21 protein-coding genes are annotated in these 22,909 nt (G+C 74.7%); 11 read left to right on the top strand and 10 right to left on the bottom strand.

Features of this window, described 5'->3' with window-relative positions; genetic code table 11:
- The first annotated feature begins 209 nt into the window (after positions 1 to 209).
- From JN535_RS02155 to JN535_RS02145, 3 genes are all read left to right on the top strand, one after another.
- Complete coding sequence (locus tag JN535_RS02155; protein ID WP_205201537.1) at positions 210 to 548, top strand: metal-sensitive transcriptional regulator; 339 nt, start codon at positions 210 to 212, stop codon at positions 546 to 548.
- Positions 549 to 572: 24 nt separating this feature from the next.
- Entirely contained in the window at positions 573 to 959 is a 387-nt protein-coding gene (locus JN535_RS02150; RefSeq protein WP_205201534.1) for a heavy-metal-associated domain-containing protein, read from the top strand.
- 264 nt (positions 960 to 1,223) lie between these two features.
- Positions 1,224 to 3,833: a heavy metal translocating P-type ATPase gene (locus JN535_RS02145; RefSeq protein ID WP_205201526.1), complete on the top strand. Its 2,610-nt coding sequence runs from the start codon at positions 1,224 to 1,226 to the stop codon at positions 3,831 to 3,833.
- 16 nt (positions 3,834 to 3,849) lie between these two features.
- Here the strand turns inward: JN535_RS02145 and JN535_RS02140 are convergent, their stop codons facing one another.
- A complete protein-coding gene (locus JN535_RS02140) occupies positions 3,850 to 4,755 on the bottom strand; it encodes a sigma-70 family RNA polymerase sigma factor (protein ID WP_307868094.1) in 906 nt (301 codons plus the stop codon).
- 95 nt (positions 4,756 to 4,850) lie between these two features.
- Here JN535_RS02140 and JN535_RS02135 point away from each other — a divergent pair, with 95 nt between their 5' ends.
- Positions 4,851 to 5,720, top strand: coding sequence for an SDR family oxidoreductase (locus JN535_RS02135; RefSeq protein WP_205201525.1), 870 nt, complete (start codon positions 4,851 to 4,853; stop codon positions 5,718 to 5,720).
- Between the two features lie 105 nt (positions 5,721 to 5,825).
- Here JN535_RS02135 and JN535_RS02130 read toward each other — a convergent pair whose 3' ends face one another.
- The 4 genes from JN535_RS02130 to JN535_RS02115 are packed head-to-tail and all read right to left on the bottom strand — an operon-like array spanning position 5,826 to position 8,671.
- Positions 5,826 to 6,623 (bottom strand): ABC transporter permease, encoded by a 798-nt coding sequence (locus tag JN535_RS02130; RefSeq protein ID WP_205201524.1) that lies wholly within the window; start codon positions 6,621 to 6,623, stop codon positions 5,826 to 5,828.
- Positions 6,620 to 7,603: an ABC transporter ATP-binding protein gene (locus tag JN535_RS02125; RefSeq protein ID WP_205201523.1), complete on the bottom strand. Its 984-nt coding sequence runs from the start codon at positions 7,601 to 7,603 to the stop codon at positions 6,620 to 6,622. The genes JN535_RS02130 and JN535_RS02125 overlap by 4 nt, the downstream gene beginning before the upstream one ends.
- Positions 7,600 to 7,905, bottom strand: coding sequence for a transcriptional regulator (locus JN535_RS02120; RefSeq protein WP_205201522.1), 306 nt, complete (start codon positions 7,903 to 7,905; stop codon positions 7,600 to 7,602). Before JN535_RS02120 ends, JN535_RS02125 begins: the two co-directional genes overlap by 4 nt.
- The gene (locus JN535_RS02115) at positions 7,898 to 8,671 is read right to left on the bottom strand and encodes a hypothetical protein (protein ID WP_205201521.1); all 774 of its coding nucleotides are present in this window, start codon (positions 8,669 to 8,671) and stop codon (positions 7,898 to 7,900) included. The genes JN535_RS02120 and JN535_RS02115 overlap by 8 nt, the downstream gene beginning before the upstream one ends.
- 178 nt (positions 8,672 to 8,849) lie before the next feature.
- Between JN535_RS02115 and JN535_RS02110 the strand changes: the two genes are divergently transcribed.
- From JN535_RS02110 to JN535_RS02100, 3 genes are all read left to right on the top strand, one after another.
- A complete protein-coding gene (locus JN535_RS02110) occupies positions 8,850 to 9,800 on the top strand; it encodes an SPFH domain-containing protein (RefSeq protein WP_307868090.1) in 951 nt (316 codons plus the stop codon).
- Positions 9,797 to 10,072 carry a hypothetical protein gene (locus tag JN535_RS02105; RefSeq protein WP_240200422.1) on the top strand — a complete coding sequence of 92 codons (276 nt, stop codon included), beginning with the start codon at positions 9,797 to 9,799 and terminating at the stop codon, positions 10,070 to 10,072. The genes JN535_RS02110 and JN535_RS02105 overlap by 4 nt, the downstream gene beginning before the upstream one ends.
- A 187-nt stretch (positions 10,073 to 10,259) precedes the next feature.
- Positions 10,260 to 11,057 (top strand): CPBP family intramembrane glutamic endopeptidase, encoded by a 798-nt coding sequence (locus JN535_RS02100; protein WP_205202957.1) that lies wholly within the window; start codon positions 10,260 to 10,262, stop codon positions 11,055 to 11,057.
- Between the two features lie 36 nt (positions 11,058 to 11,093).
- Here the strand turns inward: JN535_RS02100 and JN535_RS02095 are convergent, their stop codons facing one another.
- Positions 11,094 to 11,942 (bottom strand): hypothetical protein, encoded by an 849-nt coding sequence (locus JN535_RS02095; protein ID WP_205201517.1) that lies wholly within the window; start codon positions 11,940 to 11,942, stop codon positions 11,094 to 11,096.
- Between the two features lie 36 nt (positions 11,943 to 11,978).
- Positions 11,979 to 12,860 carry an HdeD family acid-resistance protein gene (locus JN535_RS02090; protein ID WP_205201515.1) on the bottom strand — a complete coding sequence of 294 codons (882 nt, stop codon included), beginning with the start codon at positions 12,858 to 12,860 and terminating at the stop codon, positions 11,979 to 11,981.
- 169 nt (positions 12,861 to 13,029) lie between these two features.
- Between JN535_RS02090 and JN535_RS02085 the strand changes: the two genes are divergently transcribed.
- From JN535_RS02085 to pntB, 3 genes are all read left to right on the top strand, one after another.
- Complete coding sequence (locus JN535_RS02085; protein WP_205201513.1) at positions 13,030 to 15,837, top strand: flippase-like domain-containing protein; 2,808 nt, start codon at positions 13,030 to 13,032, stop codon at positions 15,835 to 15,837.
- Between the two features lie 118 nt (positions 15,838 to 15,955).
- Positions 15,956 to 17,551 (top strand): Re/Si-specific NAD(P)(+) transhydrogenase subunit alpha, encoded by a 1,596-nt coding sequence (locus JN535_RS02080; RefSeq protein ID WP_205201511.1) that lies wholly within the window; start codon positions 15,956 to 15,958, stop codon positions 17,549 to 17,551.
- Complete coding sequence (pntB, locus tag JN535_RS02075; protein ID WP_205201508.1) at positions 17,548 to 18,960, top strand: Re/Si-specific NAD(P)(+) transhydrogenase subunit beta; 1,413 nt, start codon at positions 17,548 to 17,550, stop codon at positions 18,958 to 18,960. Before JN535_RS02080 ends, pntB begins: the two co-directional genes overlap by 4 nt.
- Positions 18,961 to 19,012: 52 nt before the next feature.
- Here pntB and JN535_RS02070 read toward each other — a convergent pair whose 3' ends face one another.
- The gene (locus tag JN535_RS02070) at positions 19,013 to 19,447 is read right to left on the bottom strand and encodes a nuclear transport factor 2 family protein (protein WP_205201502.1); all 435 of its coding nucleotides are present in this window, start codon (positions 19,445 to 19,447) and stop codon (positions 19,013 to 19,015) included.
- Positions 19,448 to 19,541: 94 nt separating this feature from the next.
- Here JN535_RS02070 and JN535_RS02065 point away from each other — a divergent pair, with 94 nt between their 5' ends.
- Entirely contained in the window at positions 19,542 to 20,027 is a 486-nt protein-coding gene (locus JN535_RS02065) for a MarR family winged helix-turn-helix transcriptional regulator (RefSeq protein ID WP_205201500.1), read from the top strand.
- 11 nt (positions 20,028 to 20,038) lie between these two features.
- On the opposite strand, the gene JN535_RS02060 is transcribed toward JN535_RS02065, so the two are convergent.
- Positions 20,039 to 20,626, bottom strand: coding sequence for a hypothetical protein (locus JN535_RS02060; protein ID WP_205201498.1), 588 nt, complete (start codon positions 20,624 to 20,626; stop codon positions 20,039 to 20,041).
- A gap of 61 nt (positions 20,627 to 20,687) precedes the next feature.
- A complete protein-coding gene (locus JN535_RS21405; protein ID WP_205201496.1) occupies positions 20,688 to 22,901 on the bottom strand; it encodes a tetratricopeptide repeat protein in 2,214 nt (737 codons plus the stop codon).
- Positions 22,902 to 22,909: the final 8 nt, after the last annotated feature.

The raw sequence follows: 22,909 nt of genomic DNA, 5'->3' as shown, positions 1-22,909 counted from the left end.
CGGACGCCGCACCGGCAGTGCGTCCCGTCACCGGAGCGCGTGGTCGCGTCACGCCCGACGCATGACAGGTGTCACGCCCTGCCTGCGGCCGCCCGGGCGGGCGTGGCTCGCGTACCCACCCGGGGTATCTATCGCGTACCCTGATGGGGTATCGAGACGCGATCGACCCGCCGCGGACGCGGCGCCGCGCCCTGGACGAGGAGGAGAGCATGACCGAGATCACCGAGGCCCCGGCCGTCGAGCACGAGCACGCGGGCCACACCGGTCCGCACGGCTACGCGTCCGACAAGGAGGCGTACCTCAAGCGCATGCGCCGCATCGAGGGCCAGGTGCGCGGCATCGCGCGCATGATCGACGAGGACGTCTACTGCATCGACATCCTCACGCAGGTCTCCGCCGTCACGAAGGCGCTGCAGGCCGTGAGCATCGGCCTCGTCGAGGACCACCTCGGCCACTGCGTCGTCGACGCGGCCCGCCAGTCCGAGCAGGAGGGTGCGGCCAAGGTCAAGGAGGCCGCCGACGCCATCGCCCGCCTCGTCCGCAGCTGACCCACCCCATCCCCGAGGAGCACCATGAGCACCGTCACCACCCTGGGCGTCACCGGCATGACCTGCGGCAACTGCGTCGCGCACGTCACCAAGGACCTCGAGGCCGTCGCCGGCGTCGAGAACGTGAGCGTCGAGCTGCGCGTCGGCGGCGCGTCCGAGGTCACGGTCTTCTCCGACGACCCGCTCGACGAGGCCGCGCTGCGCGAGGCCGTGGACGAGGCCGGCTACGAGGTCGCCTCGCTCGAGGTCCAGCAGGACGCCCTGGCCGCCCAGTACGCCGAGCAGGCCGCCGAGAAGCAGGAGGCGCACTCGTGCGCGTGCGGCTGCGGCACCGCGCCGGGCACGTCCACGGGCGACGACGCCACCCCGGCGACGAAGACCTACGACCTCCAGGTCCCGCCCCGCGCCTGACCCGGTCGCGACCTGTCGGCGCCGCACGGCTCCGGGCCCGTGCGGCGCCGGCACGTCCGCTGCCCCGGTGCCCGACGCCGGAGCGTGCCTCGGCCGGACGAGGTCGCCACCGCCGTCGGGCATCACCCCACGGGCCTGACCGTCGCCACCGCGACGCGCCCGGCGCCGCCCGTCCCCACCGGCACGGGCCCGCACGCCGCGACGTCCGCCACCCGGACCGCCGTCGGTGACCTCCGCCCGAGCACCCGTCGAGGAGTCACCCGCATGACCGCCCAGCCCACGCCCACCCCGACGACCGCCCTCCCGGCGGGCGACGCCGACGGTCGACCGTTCGCCGAGGTCGACCTCGCGATCGAGGGCATGACGTGCGCCTCGTGCGTCGCGCGCGTCGAGAAGCGGCTCAACCGCGTGGACGGCGTCACCGCCACCGTCAACCTCCCGCTCGAGAGCGCGCACGTCGTCCTCGCGTCCGACGTCACCGACGCCGACCTCGTCGCCGCGGTCGAGAAGGCCGGTTACACCGCCCGGGTCACCACCCGCCGCACCCCGACGCCCCCGACCGCCGGCGCCCGCCACCAGAGCTCTACCTCGGCGGGCCAGGGCTCTACCTCGGCGGACCAGGGCTCTACCTCGGCGGGCCAGGGCGAGGCGGCCGTGGCGCCCGCCGGGACGGCGTCGGACGTCGTCCTGGCACGACGACTCCGGGTCGCGGCGGTGCTGACGGTCCCGGTGGTCGCGGTCTCGATGGTCCCGGCGCTGCAGCTCACGGGGTGGCAGTGGGTCGTCGCGGCGCTCGCGCTGCCGGTCGTCACGTGGGGCGCGTGGCCGTTCCACGCGGCGGCGTTCCGGGCCGCACGGCACGGGGCGTCGACGATGGACACGCTCGTCTCTCTCGGCGTGGTCGCGGCGACGCTGTGGTCGTTGTGGGCGCTGCTGCTCGGCGGCGCGGGCGAACTCGGGATGCGGATGCAGCCGACGCTCGTCCCGTCCCGCGACCACGGTGCTGGTTCGGGTGGGACGCCCGAGCTGTACTTCGAGGTCGCGGCCGTCGTCACGACGTTCCTGCTCGCCGGCCGGTACGCGGAGCACCGCTCGAAGCGCCGCGCGGGCGACGCGCTGCGGTCGCTGCTCGAGCTGGGCGCGAAGGACGCGGAGCGCGTGGTGCTCGGGCCGGACGGTTCTCCGCGCACGGGGGCCGACGGCGCACGGGTCACCGAGCGCGTCCCGGTCGCGGACCTCGCGGTGGGTGACGTGTTCGTCGTGCGGCCGGGCGAGAAGGTCGCGACGGACGGCGTGGTGCTGGAGGGGGCGAGCGCGGTCGACACGTCGCTGCTCACGGGCGAGCCGGTGCCGGTGGACGTCGGCCCGGGCGACGACGTGACGGGCGCGACGGTCAACGCGGCGGGCGCGCTGCTGGTCCGCGCGACGCGCGTGGGCGAGGAGACGACGCTCGCGCAGCTCGGGCGGCTCGTGACGCAGGCGCAGACGGGCAAGGCGCCGGTGCAACGGCTCGCGGACCGGGTCTCGGCGGTGTTCGTGCCGGTCGTCCTGGCGCTCGCGGTCGCGACGCTCGTCGGCTGGCTGCTCGCCGGGGCGGGCGCGCAGCTCGCGTTCACGGCCGCCGTCGCGGTGCTCATCATCGCGTGCCCCTGCGCGCTGGGTCTGGCGACGCCGACGGCCCTGCTCGTCGGCACGGGCCGCGGCGCGCAGCTCGGCGTGCTCGTCAAGGGCCCGGAGATCCTCGAGTCGACGCGGCGGGTGGACACGGTCGTGCTCGACAAGACGGGGACCGTCACCCAGGGCGCGATGGCGCTCGAGGCGGTCGTGACGGCGTCGGGCACCGTCCCGCTCGCCGACCTGTCGGCCGAGAGGGGCGCCCCGCCGCGAGGTGCTGACAGCTCTCGCCGAGAGGTCGACGACGCGCGCGACGCCCTGCGCTACGCGGGTGCCGTCGAGGCGCTCAGCGAGCACCCGATCGCCCGGGCGATCGCGGCGGCCGCCCCGGACGTGGCCGCCGTCCCGGCGTCGACCGACGAGGACGCGCCGGTGGGGGCCGACGGCGTCGCGGTCGGCTCGCTCCAGGCGTTCGACTTCCGCAGCGTCCCGGGCGGCGGTGTCGAGGCCGTCGTCCGCACCGCGCACTCCGGCCTCTCGCTCGGCGAGGGCGGAGGCCTCAGCGCCCGGCGCGTGCTCGTCGGGCAGCCGTCGTGGCTCGGGCGCGAGGGTGTCGCGAGCGACCCCGGGCTCGACGACGCGTTCGCCGCCGCCGAGGCGACGGGGGCGAGCGCCGTCGTCGTCGCGTGGGACGGCCGGGCGCGCGCGGTGCTCCTGCTGCGCGACCCGGTGCGACCGACGTCGGCCCAGGCGGTCGCCGAGCTGAAGGACCTCGGTCTGCGGCCCTACCTGCTCACGGGCGACGGCGAGGGCGCGGCCCGGGAGGTGGCGCGCGCCGTCGGGATCGCGGGGACGGACGTGGTCGCGCGCGTGCTCCCCGACCAGAAGGTCGACGTCGTCGCGCGGCTCCGGCGCGAGGGGCGCGTCGTCGCGATGGTCGGGGACGGCGTGAACGACGCCGCCGCGCTCGCGACGGCCGACCTCGGGCTCGCGATGGGGACCGGGACGGACGTCGCGATCGAGGCGAGCGACCTCACGCTCGTCCGCGGCGACCTGCGCAGCGCCGCGACGGCGATCCGGCTGTCGCGCCGGACGCTGCGCGTGATCCAGCAGAACCTGTTCTGGGCGTTCGCGTACAACGTCGCGGCGATCCCGCTCGCGGCGGCCGGCCTGCTCAACCCGATGATCGCGGGCGCGGCGATGGCCGCGAGCTCGGTGCTCGTCGTCGGCAACTCGCTCCGCCTGCGCCGCGCCGGCTGAGCCGCCGTGCCGCCGGTCAGGCGTCGAGCAGCGCGAGGTCGAGCCGGTCGAGCCGGTCCGGGTCGCCGACGACGTCGATCTCGGTGACGAGCCCGTCGACGACCCGGAGGCGCAGCACGACCGCCAGGCGGCCCTCGTGGAGCATGACGAGCCCCGGCTCGCCGTCCACGAGCGCGACCTCGGTGAGCCGTGCGCGCTCGGCCGAGGCGAGCGCACCCAGCGCGACGTCGCGCGAGCCCCGGATCTCGACGGGCCGGCCGGACGGCAGGGCGCCGGCGTCCGCCCGCAGCACGACCTCGGGCGCGAGCACCGCGACGAGGCCCTCGAAGTCTCCCGCGCGGGTCGCGGCCAGGTACGCCTCCACGACGCGCCGACGCCGAGCGAGGTCCGCGTCGCGCGGGGGCTCGCTGCCCCGGACCCGGCGCCGTGCGCGGCTCGCGAGCTGGCGCGTCGCCTCCGTCGTGCGGCCGACCACGGGCGCGATCTCGTCGAACGGCAGGTCGAACATGTCGTGCAGCACGAAGGCGAGGCGCTCGGCCGGTGCCAGGGAGTCGAGGACGACGAGCAGCGCCAGCCCGACCGAGTCGGCGAGCACGGCCTCCTGCTCCGGGTCGACGCCGGCGCTCGGGGCGAGGAGCGGGTCCCCGCCGTGCGGCACGGCGTCGGGCGCGTCGTCGAGGGGCGCCTCGCGCCGTCGGTCGCGTGATCGCAGCATGTTGAGGCACACGCGGGCCACGACGGTCGTGAGCCACGCCTGCAGGTTCTCGACGTCGTCGGCGCCGCTGCGGTGCAGGCGCAGCCACGCCTCCTGCACGGCGTCGTCCGCCTCGCTCGCGGAGCCGAGCATCCGGTACGCCACCCCGCGCAGCCGCGGACGCTGCTCCTCGAAGCGGTCGGTCAGCCAGTTCTCGTCCACGGTCACGTTCCTCTCGTCGGCGGTGTCACTCCGGTAGACCCGCGGCACCCCGCGGACGTGACCGGAGGCCCCGGCACGTGGACGAGGAGAAGGAGACCATCATGACCGCTCCCCTGCTGGTGACCGGCGGGACCGGCACGCTCGGACGCCGTGTCGTCGCGCGACTGCGCGACGCCGGACTCCCCGTGCGCGTGCTGAGCCGCCACGCCCCCGAGCCCGAGGGCGCCGTGCGCGACCCGCTCGTCGAGCACGTCACGGCCGACCTCTCGACCGGTGAGGGCGTCGAGGCCGCGGTGGCGGGCGTCGCGACGATCGTCCACTGCGCGGGCTCCACGACCGGCGACGAGGAGAAGACGCGCACGCTCGTGGACGCCGTCGCGCGGACGGGTGGGCGGCCGCACGTCGTGCTGATCTCCGTGGTCGGCGCGGACCGCGTGCCCGTCGTGAGCCGGGTCGACCACGCGATGTTCGGCTACTTCGCCGCCAAGCTCGGGGCCGAGCGTGTGGTCGCGTCGTCGGGGCTGCCGTGGACGACGCTGCGCGCGACCCAGTTCCACGACTTCGTGCTCGCGCTGACCGAGCCGCTCGCCAAGCTGCCCGTCGTGCCCGTCTTCCGCGGCGTGCGGTTCCAGCCCGTCGCCGCCGACGACGTCGCGGACCGGCTCGTCGACCTCGCACTCGGCTCGCCCGCGGGGCTCGTCGACGACCTCGGCGGGCCCGGGACCTACCGGATGGCCGACCTCGTCCGCGACTACCTCCGCGCGACCGGGCGGCGCCGCCTCGTGGTCCAGGTCCCCGTGCCCGGCGCGGCGGGCGCGGCGTACCGGGACGGCGCGAACCTCGTGCAGGGTCCCGCCGTCGGGCCCGCGACGGTGAGCCGCGGGACCTGGGAGCAGTTCCTCGCGGACCGCTTCCCGCCCGCGAGCGACGCGGCGCCTGGCGCGCGCCGGGCCGCGGCACGCGCGCGCTGACGAGGCCGCGCCCTCGCCGTCGAGCACGACCCTGCGCACGGTCGAGCACGACGTTGCTGTCGTCCCGCGGGTAGCGACAGCGACGTCGTGCTCGGCACCGGTGGGTCAGCGGAAACGGCGGCCCTCGTCGCGACGGTAGGCGCCGACGGCGAGGACGGCGAACAGCACCGTCCAGCCGAGGAGCACGAACCACGCGCCCGCGTACGCGGGCTCGCCGGTGAGCGCCTGGACGAGCAGGTCGCGACCCGCGCGCGTCGGGGTGGCCATCGAGATCGCGTCCAGCCAGTCCGGGAAGAGGAACGGCGGGAGGAACAGTCCGCCGGCGAACGCGAGCGGGAAGAGGATCACCTGCACGACCGGCAGCGCGGCCTTCGCGGACAGCGAGTAACCGATCGCCATGCCCAGCAGCACGAACGGCACGGACACGAGCAGCACCGTCCCGACGCCCGCGAGGAGCTGGCCCCAGGTCACGCTCGCGTCGGTGAACAACCAGCCGATGAGGATGAGCGGCACGAGGCCGAACAGCGAGAAGATCCCGCCGTTGAGCACGCGCGCCGCCATGCGCGGCGCCGGGCCCGCGGGCAGCGAGCGCACGAACGGGTCGAACGGGAGCTGCCGGTCCTCCGCGACGCCGAGCCCGTACGTGAACAGGCTCGCCGAGCAGATCGCGAACAGGCCGAGCGACGCGACGGCCATGGTCGCAGCCACGGGGTTGCCGGCGACCTCCTTCTGCGGCACGACGAAGAAGAACATCGCGAGCGCGGGGAACAGCAGGTTGCCCAGCACGGCGACGGGCACGCGCACGGTCTCGAGGAACTGGTACTTGAGGTGCAACCAGGTGAGGCGCAGCGGCCCGGGGAGGGCCGCGGCGGGCGCTCCGCCCGGGAGGGTCGTGGTGGTCATCGTGCTCGCGCCTCCGTCGTCGGGGCCGCGCCGCGCGCGACCATCTGCTCGAACGCCTCCTCGAGGCTCGCGCCCCGGATCTCGAGGTCGTGGAAGTCGACGCCCGAGGTGACGAGCTCGCGGACGAGCGCGTCGGCGTCGGGCGTGTAGAGCTCCTGGCGGCCGTCGCCGAGGCGGTCGGCCCGCACGACGCCGGGGCGGTCGCGCAGGTCGATGGCGGAACCGACGACGACGCGCCGCAGCGACACGCGCCGCAGGATCGCGTCGAGCGAGTCGTCCGCCTTGACCACGCCCTGGTCGATGACGACGACGCGCTGCGCGAGCGCCTGCACCTCCTCGAGGTAGTGGCTCGTCAGGAGCACGGTGCCGCCGCCCGCGTGGTACGCACGGATCGCGTCCCACAGGGCCTGGCGCGCGCTCACGTCGAGGCCCGTCGTCGGCTCGTCGAGCAGGACGACGCGCGGCCGGCCCACGAGCGACAGCGCCACGGCGAGGCGACGCTTCTGGCCGCCGGACATCGCGCCCGTCTGGCGACCCGCGAGCTCGGTGAGCCCGAACTGGTCGAGCAGCTCGGCGGTCGGGACGGCGTCCGGGTAGTGGCCGGCCACGAAGTCGACGACCTCCCGGACCTTGAGCGTGGCGGGCAGGCCCGTCTCCTGCGGGGTGAGGCCCAGGCCCACGCGGCTCCGCGCGTCGCGCGGGTCGCCGCCCAGCAGGCGGACCGTCCCGGCGTCGGGCTTGCGCTGCCCGCTGACCAGCGAGAGCAGGGTCGACTTGCCGGCGCCGTTGGGGCCGAGCAGGCCGACGAGCTCGCCCGCCCCGACGGTGAGGGACACGTCGTCGAGCGCGACGACCGTGCCGAATCGGCGCGTCACGTGGTCGACGGCGACGACCGGCCGAGCGGGATCGGTGGGCGACTGCGCGGGGTCGGGCCGGGCGGCCCGGGTGGTCCCGGTGCGCGGGGCATTGGCGGTGCTCATCCTGCTGCTCCCTTCAGGAGGCTGTTCAGGGCGGTCGTGTAGTCCTCGAAGGCGCCGCGGCCGCGCGCGGTGAGGGCGAGGTAGGTCGCAGGCGTGCGACCCTCGTGCGTCTTGGTGACGGTCACGTACCCCGCGTCCTCGAGCTTGCGCAGGTGGGTGGACAGGTTCCCTGCGGTCATCTCCAGGAGCTTCTGCAGCTTGGGGAACGACAGCTCGTCGCCGGTCGGGAGGGCGGCGAGCGTCGCGACCACGCGGAGCCGGGCCGGGGCGTGGATGACGGGGTCGAGCCCGACGTCAGACATCGGCCGCTCCCCCCGCCGCCCCCGGGGCGGGCGCGGCGCACGCGACGAGGCGTCGTCGCCGCCGGAGGCGCAGGACGTGCTCGATCCCGGCCATGACCAGGAACCCGCCGCCGCCGGCGAGCGCCATGACGAGGTTGGTGTACGGGAGCCCTGCGAACGTCGCGACGGCGGCCGTGAGCAGGATCCACACGCCGAGCGCGTACAGCCCGCGGTCGCCGAACGCCGCCGCCCCGCCGAGGTAGAGCAGGCCGACGACGACGCACGCGAACGCGTTGCTCGCCAGCGACATGACGTCCTCCGACGCGCCGGCGCGCGCCAGGCCGCCGAGCACGAACCCGTAGCAGACGAACCCGAGCATCCAGGCCCATCCGTACATCGCCCCGGTCCGGGCGCTGACCCCTCGCGTCCCCGCGGTGCGCGTGACGCTGTGGACGATCGTGAACGCGACGGCGGCCGCGATGAGGCTGAAGAAGACCCAGAACGCCCAGGGCTCGGGCTGGGCGCCCACGACCTGGCCCGCGCCGGTCGTGACGCGCGCGGTCGCGATGCCGTCGGCGACGCGCACGGCACTCGTCCACAGGCACAGGTACCCGACGAGCCACGCGACGCCCCACGCGAGGAACAGCAGCCGCGGGTCCGGCTCGGTCGCGCGGCGCGCGCGGTCCTGCTGCTCGCGGATGAGGCGGAGCGTCTCGGCGACGTCGAGCGCCGGCTCGTCCGGCTCGGCGGTCCCGTCGCGGGGGACGTCGCCGGGGTTCGTCGTCATGGCGTCCTCTCGGGTGATCTGGAAACTACTTTGTGCCGCAAACCTGTTTGTACGCTCCCACACCCTCGGCGTGGGCGCAACACCCTGGGGCGCACGGTGGTCGGCGACCACCGTAATGTGATATCACTTTGCTATACACGACATGGGCGGCCACCGGCCGCAGGAGAGGACGGACCCCGTGACCGAGAGCGCAGCACCCCCGCAGGAGTCCGTCGGCGGCGAGCCGACCGGTCGTCCCGTCGGCCACGACGGCACGCGTGTCGACGTCACCGAGCAGCCCGCGTGGTCGCTCGGCGCAGGCGGCGGCGGCCTGGTGATCCTGCTCGTCCTCGCGTTCCTCGGCGGCTCGATCGCCCTGTTCGCGACCTCCACCCCGGTCGGCGCCGTGCTCGGCGTCGTCGCGATCCTGCTCGGCCTCTTCCTGCTCACGATGGTCAAGGTCATCAACCCCGGGCAGACGCTCGTCGTCCAGTTCTTCGGTCGGTACCTCGGGACCATCCGTCGCACGGGGCTCGTCGCGACGGTGCCGTTCTCCAGCCGCAAGCGCGTGTCGGTCCGCGTGCGCAACTTCGAGACGAGCGAGCTCAAGGTCAACGACGCCGACGGCAACCCGATCAACATCGCCGCGATCGTCGTGTGGCAGGTCGCGGACACCGCCAAGGCGAGCTTCGCCGTCGAGGACTACACCGACTTCGTCCGCGTCCAGGCGGAGTCCGCGCTGCGCCACGTCGCGATGTCGCACCCCTACGACGACGCGGAGGCGGGCGAGCAGTCCCTGCGCGGGGCCACCGAGGTCGTGTCGGCGGAGATCGCGGCCGAGGTCGCGGCGCGCGTCGTCGTGGCGGGCGTCGAGGTCATCGAGGCGCGCATCTCCAACCTCGCCTACGCGCCCGAGATCGCCCAGGCGATGCTCCAGCGCCAGCAGGCCGGGGCGATCATCGCCGCCCGGTCGCGCATCGTCGAGGGTGCGGTGTCCATGGTCGAGGACGCGCTCTCGCGCCTGGAGGCCGAGGACATCGTCACGCTCGACGACGAGCGCCGCGCGACGATGGTCTCCAACCTCCTCGTCGTGCTCTGCGGCGACAGCCGCGTGACGCCCGTCGTCAACACGGGGTCGCTCTACCAGTGACCCCCCGCACCCCCGACGCGCCCGGCGACGGCGAGCAGCCGTCGTCGGGCCCCGGCGTGCCCCCGGGCAGGGAGCAGCGCCCGCAGCGCAAGTCCGTGCTCCTGCGCCTCGACCCCGCCGTCCACGACGCCCTCGCCCGCTGGGCCGGAGACGACCTGCGCAGCGTCAACGCGCAGATCGAGATGCTGCTGCGCCGCGCGCTCGACGACGCCGGCCGCCTCCCCCGCGACGTCCGCCCGCCCCGCCGCCCGGGCCGTCCCCGCGGCACCTGACCCGGGGCACCCCACCCCGCCGAGCACGAGGGGCGGGCCCGTGCTCGGGGACACCAGGCGTCCAGGCGGCGTCGAGCCCGCTCCCGGGGACCGGTGCTATAACCGGACGGTGCCCGACCTGACCGCCTCCACCCCCGCGACCGCGCCCGAGCCGCTGCCCGGGCCCGGCCCGACGGCGGCCCCACCGGTGGCCGACGCCTCCCCCGCGCGTCCCGACCGTGCGACGCGACGCCGCATCGGCGCGGAGATCTGGATCGTCCTCGGCCTGAGCCTCGGGAAGTCGGCGGTCTACGCGATCATCAACATCGTCGCCCGGCTCACCGCCGGCACGCCCCTGCGCGACCAGTCGGCCAGCCTCAACGTCAGCCAGTCCGCACGTCCCTACCTGGACCTCACCTACCAGCTCGTCGGCATCTTCTTCGCGGTGCTCCCCGTCGCGCTCGCGCTGTACCTGCTCAGCGCGAGCGGCCGCTCGGCCGTGCGGGCCATCGGGCTCGACGGCGCCCGGCCCGTGCGCGACGTCGGCTGGGGGTTCGCGCTCGCCGCCGCGATCGGCATCCCCGGGCTGGGCTTCTACGCGCTCGGCCGGCTGCTCGGCATCACGGTCGAGGTGCAGGCGTCGGCGCTCAACGCGGCGTGGTGGACCGTGCCCGTGCTGGTCCTCGCCGCGCTGCAGAACGGGCTGCTCGAGGAGGTCATCGCCGTCGGCTACCTGTTCGAGCGCACGCGTGACCTCGGCTGGGGGCGCGTGAAGTTCGTCGTGTGGAGCTCGTTGCTGCGCGGCTCTTACCACCTGTACCAGGGGTTCGGACCGTTCGTCGGGAACGTCGTCATGGGCGTCGTCTTCTCGTGGTTCTACACGTCCCGGTGGGGACGGCACCGGGTCATGCCGCTCGTGGTCGCGCACACCCTGCTCGACGTCGTCGCGTTCGTCGGGTACGCACTCCTCCCCCTGGAGTGGAAGCAGTCGCTCGGCCTCGCGTGACGGCTGCCTCGCGACGCCCTCGAGTCGCGCACGCCGTCAGGCGATCCCGAACGCGCCCGTCCGGAGGTCGATCAGGTGGGTCTCGCGGTTGCCGTAGTCGACACCCCACGTGGGTGTGGCCAGCTCGAGGTAGTGCGGCGTGAAGTCACCGGAGAGCGAGTCGACCATCGCCTCCGACGTCCCGCCGAGATGGTCGTCCACCCAGGGGCTCTCCCCCTCCGGGAACCCCGTCCAGCTCTCGTCCCACGGCGAGACCCAGCCGGTCTCCTCCCGGCCGGGGGCGGCGCCCGCGTTCGGGTCGTCGACCCTCGCGACGAGGTAGGCCCACCGGGTGACCGACAGGTCCTCGCCGCGACGCGTGCCCCGCGGCGGGTCCCACGCGTTCTCCCCCTCGTCCGTCGCGACGTGCTCACCCGGACGGCGGGTGTCGGGCGGGGGTGCGGTCGGGCCGGCCGCGAGCTCGTGCTCGGTCAGCCACACCAGGGCGAAGCTCTGACCGATGATGTCGCTGAGCACGAGCGCCTCCGGGTGCTCGCGCGCCGTGCGCACGTCGACCACGAACGGGTCCTCCGGGTCGCTCGCGTCGAGCTCGGTCGCGAACTGACCCTCACCGAGGAAGTACGCCACGCCCGGGAGCTCCGGACCCCGGCGCTGGTACTCGGCCGGCAGCCGCAGCGTGACGGCGTGCCGCATCGGCAGCCCGGTGCTCGGGCTCCGCGGCCACGTCCGCGGCTCGATCCCCGGCCCGGCGGCGCCGATCCAGCCCCAGGCCGCCTCGCTCCAAGGAGCGACGGGCGGCGCCAGCAGATCCGCCGTCCCGACCGGTGCCCCGTCCACCGCGTCCTGCGGGGTGAGGCCGAACAGGATGTCGTACGCAGTGACCACCGGTGCTCCTCGTGCTCGACGGACGGCCGTCACATGCTAAGGGAGCCGTCCGGTCCCCGGGGGCTCGTCCCGCCGTCGCCCGGGCTCGGGCTCCGCTCCCCGCTCCGGCCCCTGCTCCGGCTGCGGTTCTGCGGGCGTCGGCGCAGGGGCGCCCGCGGTGCGCGACGCCGTGCCACCCGTGGCCGACGGCGGCGCGACGCCCGGGCGGGCGGCGGGCGCGCCGAGCACGGACCCGCCCGTCACGACGACCCCCGCCGCGACGGCCTGCGCGCGGAGGTCGGCGAGCTCGCGCGCCACCGCGCGGACGGCGAACCCCGACACGACGTGGATCGCCCCGGTCACGAACGCGTAGAGCGCGAACACGACGGTGACGAGCCGCAGCACGTCGAAGGCGTCGAGCGGCCGCGTGACGAGCAGGACCCCGAACAGCACCGAGACGATCCCGACGGCGAGCATCCACGCCCAGCCGAGGTCGCGGTTCCGGACGAGCGCCGACGCCCCGGCGATCGTCGTGATGCCGAGCACGAGCACCCACACGGCGAGCACGTAGTAGAGCGCGGTCGCGGTGAGGTCCGGCCACAGCGCCACGACGACGCCGAACACGACGTTGACGGCCGCCTGCGCGAGCCACCACGCCGAGCCCACCTGCCTACGGTGCACGAACCCCTGCACGGCGACCAGCACGCCGTCGGCCACGAGGAACGCGCCGAGCACGACCCGCAGCGTCCCGAGCTGCTCCAGCGGCTCGATCATGAGGAGGAGACCGAGGACGACGAGGAGCGTCCCCCGGACCACGGGGAGCCACCACACCTTGCGGAAGGGGTTGCGCTCCGGCCCGTTCGCGTCGAGCGTCGCGGGGCCGGCCGGGCCGTCGGGGCCGTCCGCGGCGTCGCCCTCCGTCGTCGTGCCACGTGCCATGCCGACCTCCCTGGTCCGTCGCTCGTCCCATGCTAGGGAGGCCTTGCTCACACCCGCCCGCCGAGCGGGGGCCGGGAGCCGTCCTGCATGCGGATGAACGGGGCGAATCACCCGGAGGAATCGGCCAAATACCGCGCCTGCGCAGGTGCCCCGACCTAGACTCGCTGGCATGGCCTCCCCCGTCCCCGAGCCGACCGAGCGCAACGCTCCCCACGTCGGCGCGGTCGTCGAGGTCGGTTCTCTCGCCCGGTCCGCGCAGGTGGATCCTCGCCCTCAGACCGGCGCGCTCGAGGCGCTCCTCGCCCGCCGCGGGGACGACGACGGGGGGACGGTCCGCGTCGTCGACACGGCCGAGCAGCGCGTCCGGCACCCCATCGACCTGGTCAACCTCGTGCTGTGCGCGGTGGGCGTCGTGGTCGTCCTGCTCATGTCGGTGTACGCGCACGGCACGACGGCCGGTGTGGCCGAGGACGTCCGGAACTTCTCCGACCTGCTCGCGCGCATCCTCTTCGTCCCCGTCGCGGTGCTCGAGGGCCTCATCACGCTGTTCGTGCCCATCGCCGTCCTCACCGAGCTCGGCGTCCGCCGGCTGGGCCGCCAGGTCGTCGAGTCGATCGTCGCCGCCGCGCTCGGTCTGCTCCTCGGCGTGCTCGCGGTGCTGGCACTGCGCGCGTGGGGCTCGGACGACCTCATCCGTGGGCTCTCCGTGTACTCGCGGGGCGAGTGGCAGCTGACGATCCCCGGCTACGTCGCCGCGATCGGCGGGCTGCTCACGGCCGCAGGGACCCGGACCCGGCGACGCACCGTCAAGTGGTCGTGGAACCTGCTGTTCATCGCGATCGGCGTCGTGCTCATCACGGGCCAGGTGTCGCTGCCGGGCATCATCATCACGCTGCTCCTCGGGCGCATCGCCGGGCTCGCCGTGCGGTACGTCTCGGGCGTGCGCAGCGAGCGCGCGTACGGGCCCGACCTCGTGGCCGGCGTCCGACGCGCCGGCTTCTCCCCCGCGGCGCTCGTGCGCGTCCGTGACGTCACCGACGACGAGGAGCTCGCCGAGGCCGCGGACGACCCCATCACCGAGGTCGACGCCGAGGGCCGCATCACCGCCGAGGTGCACGTCGGCGTCCTGCGCGCACCCGGTGCCGACGACGCCGGGACCGTCCTCACCGCGGACGCCGCGCTCGCCGCGCAGCACCTCGGGTCGCCCCCGCATCCCGACGAAGGCGGGGCGTCGAACGGAGCGCACGGGCAGGCCACCGTGACGGAGGCCCAGGACGCGCCGTCCGACTCGGCCGCCATCGCGCTGACGCGTGCGGGCGACAACCGCGTCTACGCGATGCTCGCGGAGGACGGCGTACGGCGCGACATCGTCGTGCTCGACGGCGACCGGCAGGTCGTCGGCTTCCTCGCCCGGTTCTGGCGGTCGCTGCGCCTGCGCGGCAGCGAGGGACGCGCCGCGATCTCGCTGCGTGCGGCGGCCGAGCGCACCGCGCTGCTGTCGTACGCCGCGCGGGCGGCGGGCGTCCGCACCCCGCGGCTGCTCGGCGTCGCCGAGTCCGCCGACTCCATGGTCCTGGTCCAGGAGCACGCGACCGGCGCCGTCTCGCTGCGCGACCTGCCCGTGGAGGACCTCACCGGCTCGGTGCTCAACGAGGCGTGGCGCCAGCTCCGGCTCGCGCACGCGGCAGGCATCGCGCACCGCGCCCTGACCTCCGACGTCATGCTCGTCTCGCGCGAGCCTGCGACGGGCGCCCCGCAGGTCTGGCTCACCGGGTGGGAGCAGGGCGACATCGCGTCGTCCGAGCTCGCGCGCCGCATGGACCTCGCCCAGATGGTCGCCCTGCTCGCCCTGCGCGTCGGCGCGCGACGCGCCGTCGAGTCCGCGGTGAGCGTCCTGCCGGACGACGACATCGCGGCCATCGGCCCGCTGCTCCAGCCCGTCGCGCTGCCGCCGAGCACGCGCGAGGAGATCCGGCAGAACAAGGAGCTCCTCAAGGAGCTGCGCGCCGCTCTCGTGGAGCGGCTGCCCGAGGCCAGCATCGAGCCGCAGCGGATCACCCGGTTCGGCGCGCGCACGATCCTCACGCTGACGCTGACGATCGTCGCGGTGACGGTCGTCGTCACGACGATCAACTTCGACCAGATCACCGAGGCCGTCTCCGAGGCGAACCCGTGGTGGGCGGTCGTCTCCTTCTCGCTCGGGATCCTCACGTGGTTCGGCGCCGCGCTCACGCTCGCCGCCTTCGCGTCCAAGCGGCTGCCGCTCTGGCGCGTCACGCTCACCCAGGCGGCGGGGTCGTTCGTCGCGCTCGCCGCGCCCGCCGGGATCGGGCCCGCGGCGCTGAACCTCCGGCTCCTGACGCGCCGCGGGATCTCCACCCCGGTGGCCGTCGCGACCGTCGCGCTCGTCCAGGTGTCGCAGTTCGTCGTGACGATCCTGCTCCTCGTCGTGCTGTCCGTGGCGACCGGCGACGGCGGGCTCGTCCAGCTTCCCTCGACGACCGTGCTGCTCGCGATCGGCGGCGTCGCTCTCGCCGTGCTCGCGACGCTGCTCGTGCCGGCCGTGCGAGCGTGGGTGCTCGCCAAGATCCGCCCGACGATCCAGCAGGTGTGGCCCCGGCTGTCGGAGATGCTGGGGCAGCCCGGGCGGCTCGCGCTGGGCATCGCGGGGAACGTCGTCATGACGCTCGGCTACGTGCTCGCGTTCGACGCCGCCCTCGCCGCGTTCGGGCAGGAGCTGTCGCTCGTCGAGGTCGCGGTCATCTACCTCGTCGGGAACGCGGCGGGTGCGGCCGTCCCGACCCCGGGCGGCCTCGGGGCGATCGAGGCCGCCCTGATCTTCGGTCTGACCACCGCGGGCGTCCCCGCCGCGCTCGCGACGTCCGCGACGGTCCTCTTCCGCGTGGCGACCTACTGGGCCCGCATCCCGATCGGCTGGGCCGCGATGCGCTACCTGCAGAGGAAGGGCGACCTGTAGCCGGACCCGGGGACGTTGGACCCGGGACGGCGGGGGCGGCCCCCGATAGGCTCGCGGCGCACCCGCCGTCGACGAAGCGCGGGCGCCCACGATGCTCGTCGAGGTGAGGAGCCCGCACGTGAGGATCGGTGTCCCCCGCGAGGTGAAGGACGGTGAGCGGCTCGTCGCCGCGACCCCGCGCACGGTCGAGCGCCTGCGGGCGCTCGGGTACGACGTGGTCGTCGAGCACGACGCCGGAGCCGGGGCCACGTTCTCCGACGCCGCGTACGAGGCGGCGGGCGCCGTGGTCGTGGACGCCGCGACGGCGTGGGGCGCCGACGTCGTCACGGCGGTGAACGCGCCGACGGACGCCCAGGTATCCCTCCTGCGCCCCGGCGCCACGCTCGTCGCGATGCTCGGCCCGGCGAACGACCCCGACCTCGTGCAGCGCCTCGCCGCGCGCGGCGTGACCGCGCTCGCGCTCGACGCCGTGCCCCGCATCTCGCGCGCGCAGGCCCTCGACGTGCTGAGCACGCTGTCCAACGTCGCGGGGTACCGCGCGGTCGTCGAGGCGGCGGCCGAGTACGGCGGCATGTTCGCCGGGCAGGTCACGGCCGCGGGCAAGACGCCGCCCGCGAAGGTCTTCGTCATCGGCGGCGGGGTCGCGGGCCTCGCCGCGGTCGGTGCGGCGGCGAGCCTGGGCGCGCAGGTGCGCGCGTTCGACGTGCGCACCGAGGCGGCCGAGCAGATCGAGTCCATGGGCGGTACGGCCGTGCGCGAGCCCGCCGCGCAGCAGGGCATGTCCGCCGACGGCTACGCCAAGCCGCTCACGCCCGAGCAGGAGGCCGCGGCCCTCGCGGTGTACGCGCGCGAGGCCGCCGAGGCCGACGTCGTCGTCACGACCGCGCTCGTGCGCGGGCGCGCGCCGCGGACCCTCACGACCGAGGCCGTGGCGGGGATGCGTCCGGGGAGCGTCGTCGTCGACCTCGCGGCCTCGGGAGGCGGGAACTGCGCGCTCACGGTGCCGGGCGAGCGGGTCGTGACGGAGAACGGCGTCGTGGTCGTCGGCTGGACCGACCTCGCCGGGCGCCTGCCGCAGCACACGTCGCAGCTCCTCGGGACGAACGTCGTGCACCTGCTCGAGCTGCTCACCCCCGGCAAGGACGGCGCGCTCGCGCTCGACCTCGACGACCCCGTCCAGCGCGGCATGACCGTCGCGCGCGACGGCGAGGTGCTGTGGCCGCCGCCGCCCGTCGCGGTGAGCGCGGCCCCGGGGTCGACCGCACCACCACCCGACCCTGCGCTGGAGGCGGCGGCGCGCGAGCGGGCCGCCGCGGAGGCGGCCTCGACCGCGAGCCTGCGCCGTCGTCGTCGGACCGTGGGCGCCGCGCTCGCCGCGGTGCTCGTGACGCTCGCGCTGTCGTTCGCACCGCCGTCGCTCGTCGGGCACGTCACGGTGTTCACGCTCGCGGTGATCGTCGGCTACTACGTGATCTCGAACGTCACCCACTCGCTGCACACGCCGCTCATGGCCCAGACCAACGCGATCTCCGGCATCATCCTCGTCGGCGCGCTCCTGCAGATCGGCTCGGACGACTGGGTCGTCACGACGCTCGCGGTGCTCGCCGCGACGGTCGCGAGCATCAACATCTTCGGTGGGTTCCTCGTGGCCAACCGCATGCTCCGCATGTTCCGCAAGGACGCCCCGGCGCGCCCGCAGGGGGTGGCCCGATGACCGCGACGTCCGTCGCCCAGGCGACCTACGTCCTCGCCGCCGTCCTGTTCGTGCTCAGCCTCGCGGGGCTGTCGAAGCAGGAGTCGGCGCGCCGCGGCAACCTGCTCGGCATGGTCGGCATGGTCCTCGCCCTCGCCGCGACGGTCGTCCTCGCGCTCGGCACGAGCGCCCGGCCCGTGCTCGTCACGGCGCTGCTCGTCGCGCTCGTCCTCCTCGTGGGCGCGGCGGTCGGGACGTGGCGCGCGCGCCGCGTCGAGATGACGCAGATGCCCGAGCTCATCGCGATCCTGCACAGCTTCGTCGGGGCCGCGGCCGTGCTCGTCGGCTTCAACTCCTACCTGACCGCCCGCACCGCCGGGGCCGACGACGTCGCGCACCTCGTCGAGGTCTCCCTCGGCGTCCTCGTGGGCGCCGTGACCTTCACAGGGTCGGTGGTCGCGTTCCTCAAGCTGTCCGGGCGCACGCGCTCGGCGCCGCTCCAGCTCCCGGGCCGCAACCTGCTCAACCTCGCGGCGCTCGTGATGAGCCTCGGGCTCGTGGCGTGGTTCGTCGTCGCGCCGTCGATCTGGCCCCTGCTCCTGCTCACGGTCGTGTCGCTCGCGCTGGGCTGGCACCTCGTCGCGTCGATCGGCGGCGGCGACATGCCCGTCGTCGTGTCGATGCTCAACTCGTACTCCGGCTGGGCCGCCGCCGCGGCGGGCTTCATGCTCGGCAACGACCTGCTCATCGTCACCGGCGCGCTCGTCGGGTCCTCCGGCGCGATCCTCAGCTACATCATGTGCCAGGCCATGAACCGGTCGTTCGTGTCCGTCATCCTCGGCGGGTTCGGCGCCGAGGAGGGCGCGGCGCCCGCCGGAGGCGGCGAGGGTCCTCCGGGGGAGCACCACGAGGTGAGCGCCGAGGAGGTCGCGACCCTCCTGCGCGACGCCCGGAGCGTCGTCATCACGCCCGGCTACGGCATGGCGGTCGCCAAGGCGCAGTACCCCGTCGCGGAGCTCGTCGAGCTCCTGCGCGACGGCGGCGCCCAGGTCCGGTTCGGGGTGCACCCGGTCGCGGGTCGTCTGCCCGGGCACATGAACGTCCTGCTCGCCGAGGCGCGCGTCCCGTACGACATCGTGCTGGAGATGGACGAGATCAACGACGACCTGGCGAGCACGGACGTCGTGCTCGTCATCGGCGCGAACGACACCGTCAACCCGGCGGCGCTCGATGACCCCGGCTCCCCCATCGCGGGCATGCCCGTGCTGCACGTGTGGGAGGCGCGTCAGGTCGTGGTCTTCAAGCGGTCCATGGCGGCCGGCTACGCCGGGGTGCAGAACCCGCTGTTCTTCCGCGAGAACACCGGCATGCTCTTCGGGGACGCGAAGCAGCGGGTCGAGGACATCGTCGCGGCGCTGCGCGCCGGCTGACCGCCCGACGTCCTCGACCCACGGCTCGCGCCCTGGCCCGTCGCCCGGCCGTCTACAGCGCGCGCTCGAGCGCCCCGGTCAGCGCGACGGGCGTGATCTCGAGGCGGTCGATCCGCCAGCCCACGTCGGTGCGGCGTGCGCCGTAGCGGTGGACCGCGGCGGCGATCGACTCGGTGTCGTCGTCGAGGACGAAGACGGCGACGTCGTGGGCGCGCACGGTCGCGGTGTCGCCGTCGAGCTCGACGACGAGGTTCGCCTTGTGGTGCAGGGTGCGCGCGTAGCGGTCGTGCCCGGCGCGCACGAGGGCGACCAGGTCGGCCACCCCGTGCGCCTCTCCGCGCAACGACGTCACGGCAACGTCCTCGGTGAAGAGACGGTCGGTCTCGTCGTAGCGCGCCTCGTCGATCCACAGGCTGTGGCGGGCGACGAGGTCGGCGAGCTCCGCGCGGTCGGCGAGCTCGCGGACGAGCGTCTCGGTCGTGGTCATGGGTCCTCCTCGATTTGATGAGAGCGACTAACGTTCGCTCCACTCATGAATCTAGATCGTTAGAGCGACTAACGCAAGGGGTAGGATCGACACCGTGAACACCGACGAGGACCTGCGTTTCGATCGCGGCGACGACACTCCGGAGCGGCTCAGGGGACAGCTCTCGCGCCTCGTCGGGATGATCGCTGCTCAGACCCGCCGGATCGCGAGCGACGCCCTCGGAGCCGTCGGCGCCCACAAGGACCACTTCGTCGTGCTGGCCGCGCTCGCGGAGCTCGGGCCCGCCAGCCAGTCGACCCTGTCGGACCGCACGCGCGTCTACCGCAGCGACCTCGTCGCGGTCCTCAACGCGCTCACCGTCGGAGGCTGGGTCCGCCGCTCACCCGACCCCGCGGACAAGCGCCGCAACGTCGTCTCGATCACGCCCGCCGGCGAGGCTCGCCTCGACGAGCTGGACGCGATCCTCGCGGACGTCAACGCGCGAGTCATGGCGCCGCTGTCCCCCGACGAGCGCGCGCAGCTCTTCGACCTTCTCGAGCGCGTCAACGCGCACCTCGCGGCACGGCCCGACCGCCCCTGAGGTACCGGTGCTCAGCCGAGCACGCGCTCGCGTGCGTGGCTGAACGTCAGGGACGGCATCGTCGCGAGCGTCCCGTGCGCCGCGACGTAGTCCTTGAGGTCGCCCCGGAAGACGACGCGGCCCGGCAGGTCGAGCAGCGTCTGCGGGCGCACCTGCCAGCGCTCGACACCGAGGTCGCACACCCCGGCCCCGTGCAGCACGTGGTAGACGAACTCCGAGCAGAAGAACCGGTCCTCCGCCTCGTGACCGCGGCCGAACCGCGCCCCGACGAGCCCCCGCACGTTGTAGGAGAACGCGTGCGAGTCCAGCAGGAACTCGGTGATCCGCACGCGGATCGCCTCGTGCTGCTCGGGCGTCACGGGGACCTCGAGCACGACCCCGGGTACGACGTCCATGCCGCGGTACAGGCCGTCGTCGAACCGCTCGCGCCGGAAGCACCCGACGAACGGGTTCCCGGCCCGGCGGCGCCCGAAGCTGAACATGAGGTCGAGCCCCGGGTCGAGCGCCAGGGAGGAGTGCGTGAACTCGTCGCGCGTCGCCAGCGCGATGGTCCGGGAGAGGACCGTACGACTGCGGGACAGGACGACGTAGACGTTCACGCGAGTGACCATACGATGCGCGGGCCCGCAAGTGGAACGACCCGGCGGGTCTTTTGTCCGGTCAGCCCGCCGCGAGCGCCCCGAGGACCTGCTCGGCGAGCCGCGGGGGGAACTGGGCGGCGGCGTCGCGCACGTCGAAGCCGAGCTCCTCGGCGAGCACGAACGCGCTGCCCGCGCGGGCAGGGTCGGGCAGGGTACCGTCCCCCGTGAGCATCATGACGCCGGCCGTGAACGCCGCGCGCCCGTTGCCCTTGTCCCCCGCCGCGAGATAGAGCTCCAGAGCCCGCGCGGAGTCCCTCGGGCGTCCTCGGCCCGTCGCGTGCTCCGCGGCGAGGTTGTAGAGCGCGCGCGGGTGGCCGGCGTCGGCCGCCTGCTCGAGCAGCGCGCGCGAGCGCGCCTCGTCCGCCGGCGTGCCCTGCCCCGTCGCGGTGAGGACGGACAGCTCGAAGAGCGCGTCGGCGTTCCCCCGCCGCGCCGCCTCCTCGTGGTCGGCGACCGCGGCGGCCGGGTCCTGCGGGAACCCGTAGCCGTTGTAGCGCATCCACCCCCGCAGCACGTGGGCCCCGCCGTCGGGGTCGTCCTCCGCGAGGCGGTCGACCCGGTCGGCCGCCTCCGCGGCGATCGGCAGTCCGCGGAAGTACGCCTCGCGGACCCAGGCCGTGCCGGCCTCACGCGACACGGCATCGGCGCCACCCGCGTCCGCCCGGCGGTACGTGTCGACGAGGACCTGCTCCGCGTCGCCCGGCAGCAGGCCGATCACGTGCTCGTTGCGGACGAACGCGTCGCGCAGACCGTGGGCGGCGGCCAGGACCCGCTCGCGGCTCACCGCGCGGTCCTCCAGCGCGTCGCGCGCGGCCTCGTAGGCGACGCTGCCGCGCGGGCGGGCGGTGCCGGACGCCGCGGGCGCGCTCGCCGGCGCGTCGTCCACCGGGGCGTCGTCCACCGCAGCGCCGTCCGCCGGGACCGACGGAGCTGCCGTCGAGCCCTGCTCCACAGGCTGCGCGGCCTGGGCCGCGGCGCGCGCGTCGGCGTCCCAGATCAGCTCGCCGTCCGGGTTCCAGATCTGGTTCGTCCGGTTCTTCGCCCACACCGCGCGGAATCCCTCGGGGAGCGACAGGTACCGCACGAGGTGGGGTGCCCGGCGGTACAGCTCGTGCGCCGGCACGGGCACGAGCCCTCCGCGGGGCTGTGCGGCGACCGACGTGACGACCCACCCCGACGCGCCGTCACCGACCGGCCCGGTCCGCTCGACGTACGCCTCCGGCGCGTCGTACACGTCGTTGTCGACGAGCACGGTCTCCGTGAAGCGCGTGCTCCTCGCGCCCACCTTGCAGAACGCGACCATCTCGCGCTGCTGCCGGTAGGTGTCGAGCATCGGGTCCACGTCCCACGTGAGCGTCGAGATGCCGTCCTTCGTGAGGTCCGTGACCGCGACACGCAGGTCGTCGCCCGACTCCGAGAGCACGACCCACCAGAACCCGTGCCAGACCCGGTAGCCCTTCACGACCTTCTCCGCGGGGAGGGTCGCCACCCAGTCGAGGAACGACTGCGCGGTCGGGGCGAGGAGCGGCGTCGTCTCCGTCCACACGCGCCGACCCGTGACCGACCGGACGTCGACCACGACCCGCGCGGGCGCCGTCGTCGGCGTGCCGTCCGCCCACCAGCGCACCGCGTCCGCGGCGGGCGGCGGCCACGCGGTGCGCCCGTTGGCGATCGGGTCGAGCGCGAGCACGTCCTCCCCGTCGAAGTACGCGACGTACCAGTGGCCCGGGCCGTGCGCGCGGTCGACGCCGACGACGACGAACGCGCCCTTGCCGCGGGCGCGCAGACGCTCGGCGATCTCGTCCGGCGTCGTCTGCTCGAAGCCGCTGCCGACGAGCTCCGCGAGCTCGGCCTCGCTCGGGCCGGTGGGCGTCGCGGGCTGCGCCTGGCCGCCGCGCAGGATCCCGACCATCGAGGCCACCGCGGACGCGGCGTGGTTCACCGGGAGGGTCGCGGCGTTCGCGTCGTTGCGGTGGCCGGCGTTGAACGCCTGGACCAGCTGTGCCTGCGTGAAGCACGACTCGCGCACGAGCGCCGACCCGTCGAACCCGACGATCGCCTGCGCGCCGCCGCGGCCCGGGCTCCACACGTGGAACCCGCCCGGGACGACCTTGTTGTGGCGCGCGACCGTCGCGACGTCGACGCCGAGCAGGGTCGCGGCCCGGTCGGCGAGGTGCGGGAAGCCCTCGGTCCAGTGCTGGTGCTGCGGGTCCTGAGCGTTCGCGTCGGTCACGGGGAGAG

It is taken from the genome of Cellulosimicrobium cellulans (assembly GCF_016921195.1).
Taxonomy (GTDB): domain Bacteria; phylum Actinomycetota; class Actinomycetes; order Actinomycetales; family Cellulomonadaceae; genus Cellulosimicrobium; species Cellulosimicrobium cellulans_F.
The sequence above is the reverse complement of the archived record's forward strand: the minus strand, read 5'-3'. Positions and strand labels throughout refer to the sequence as shown.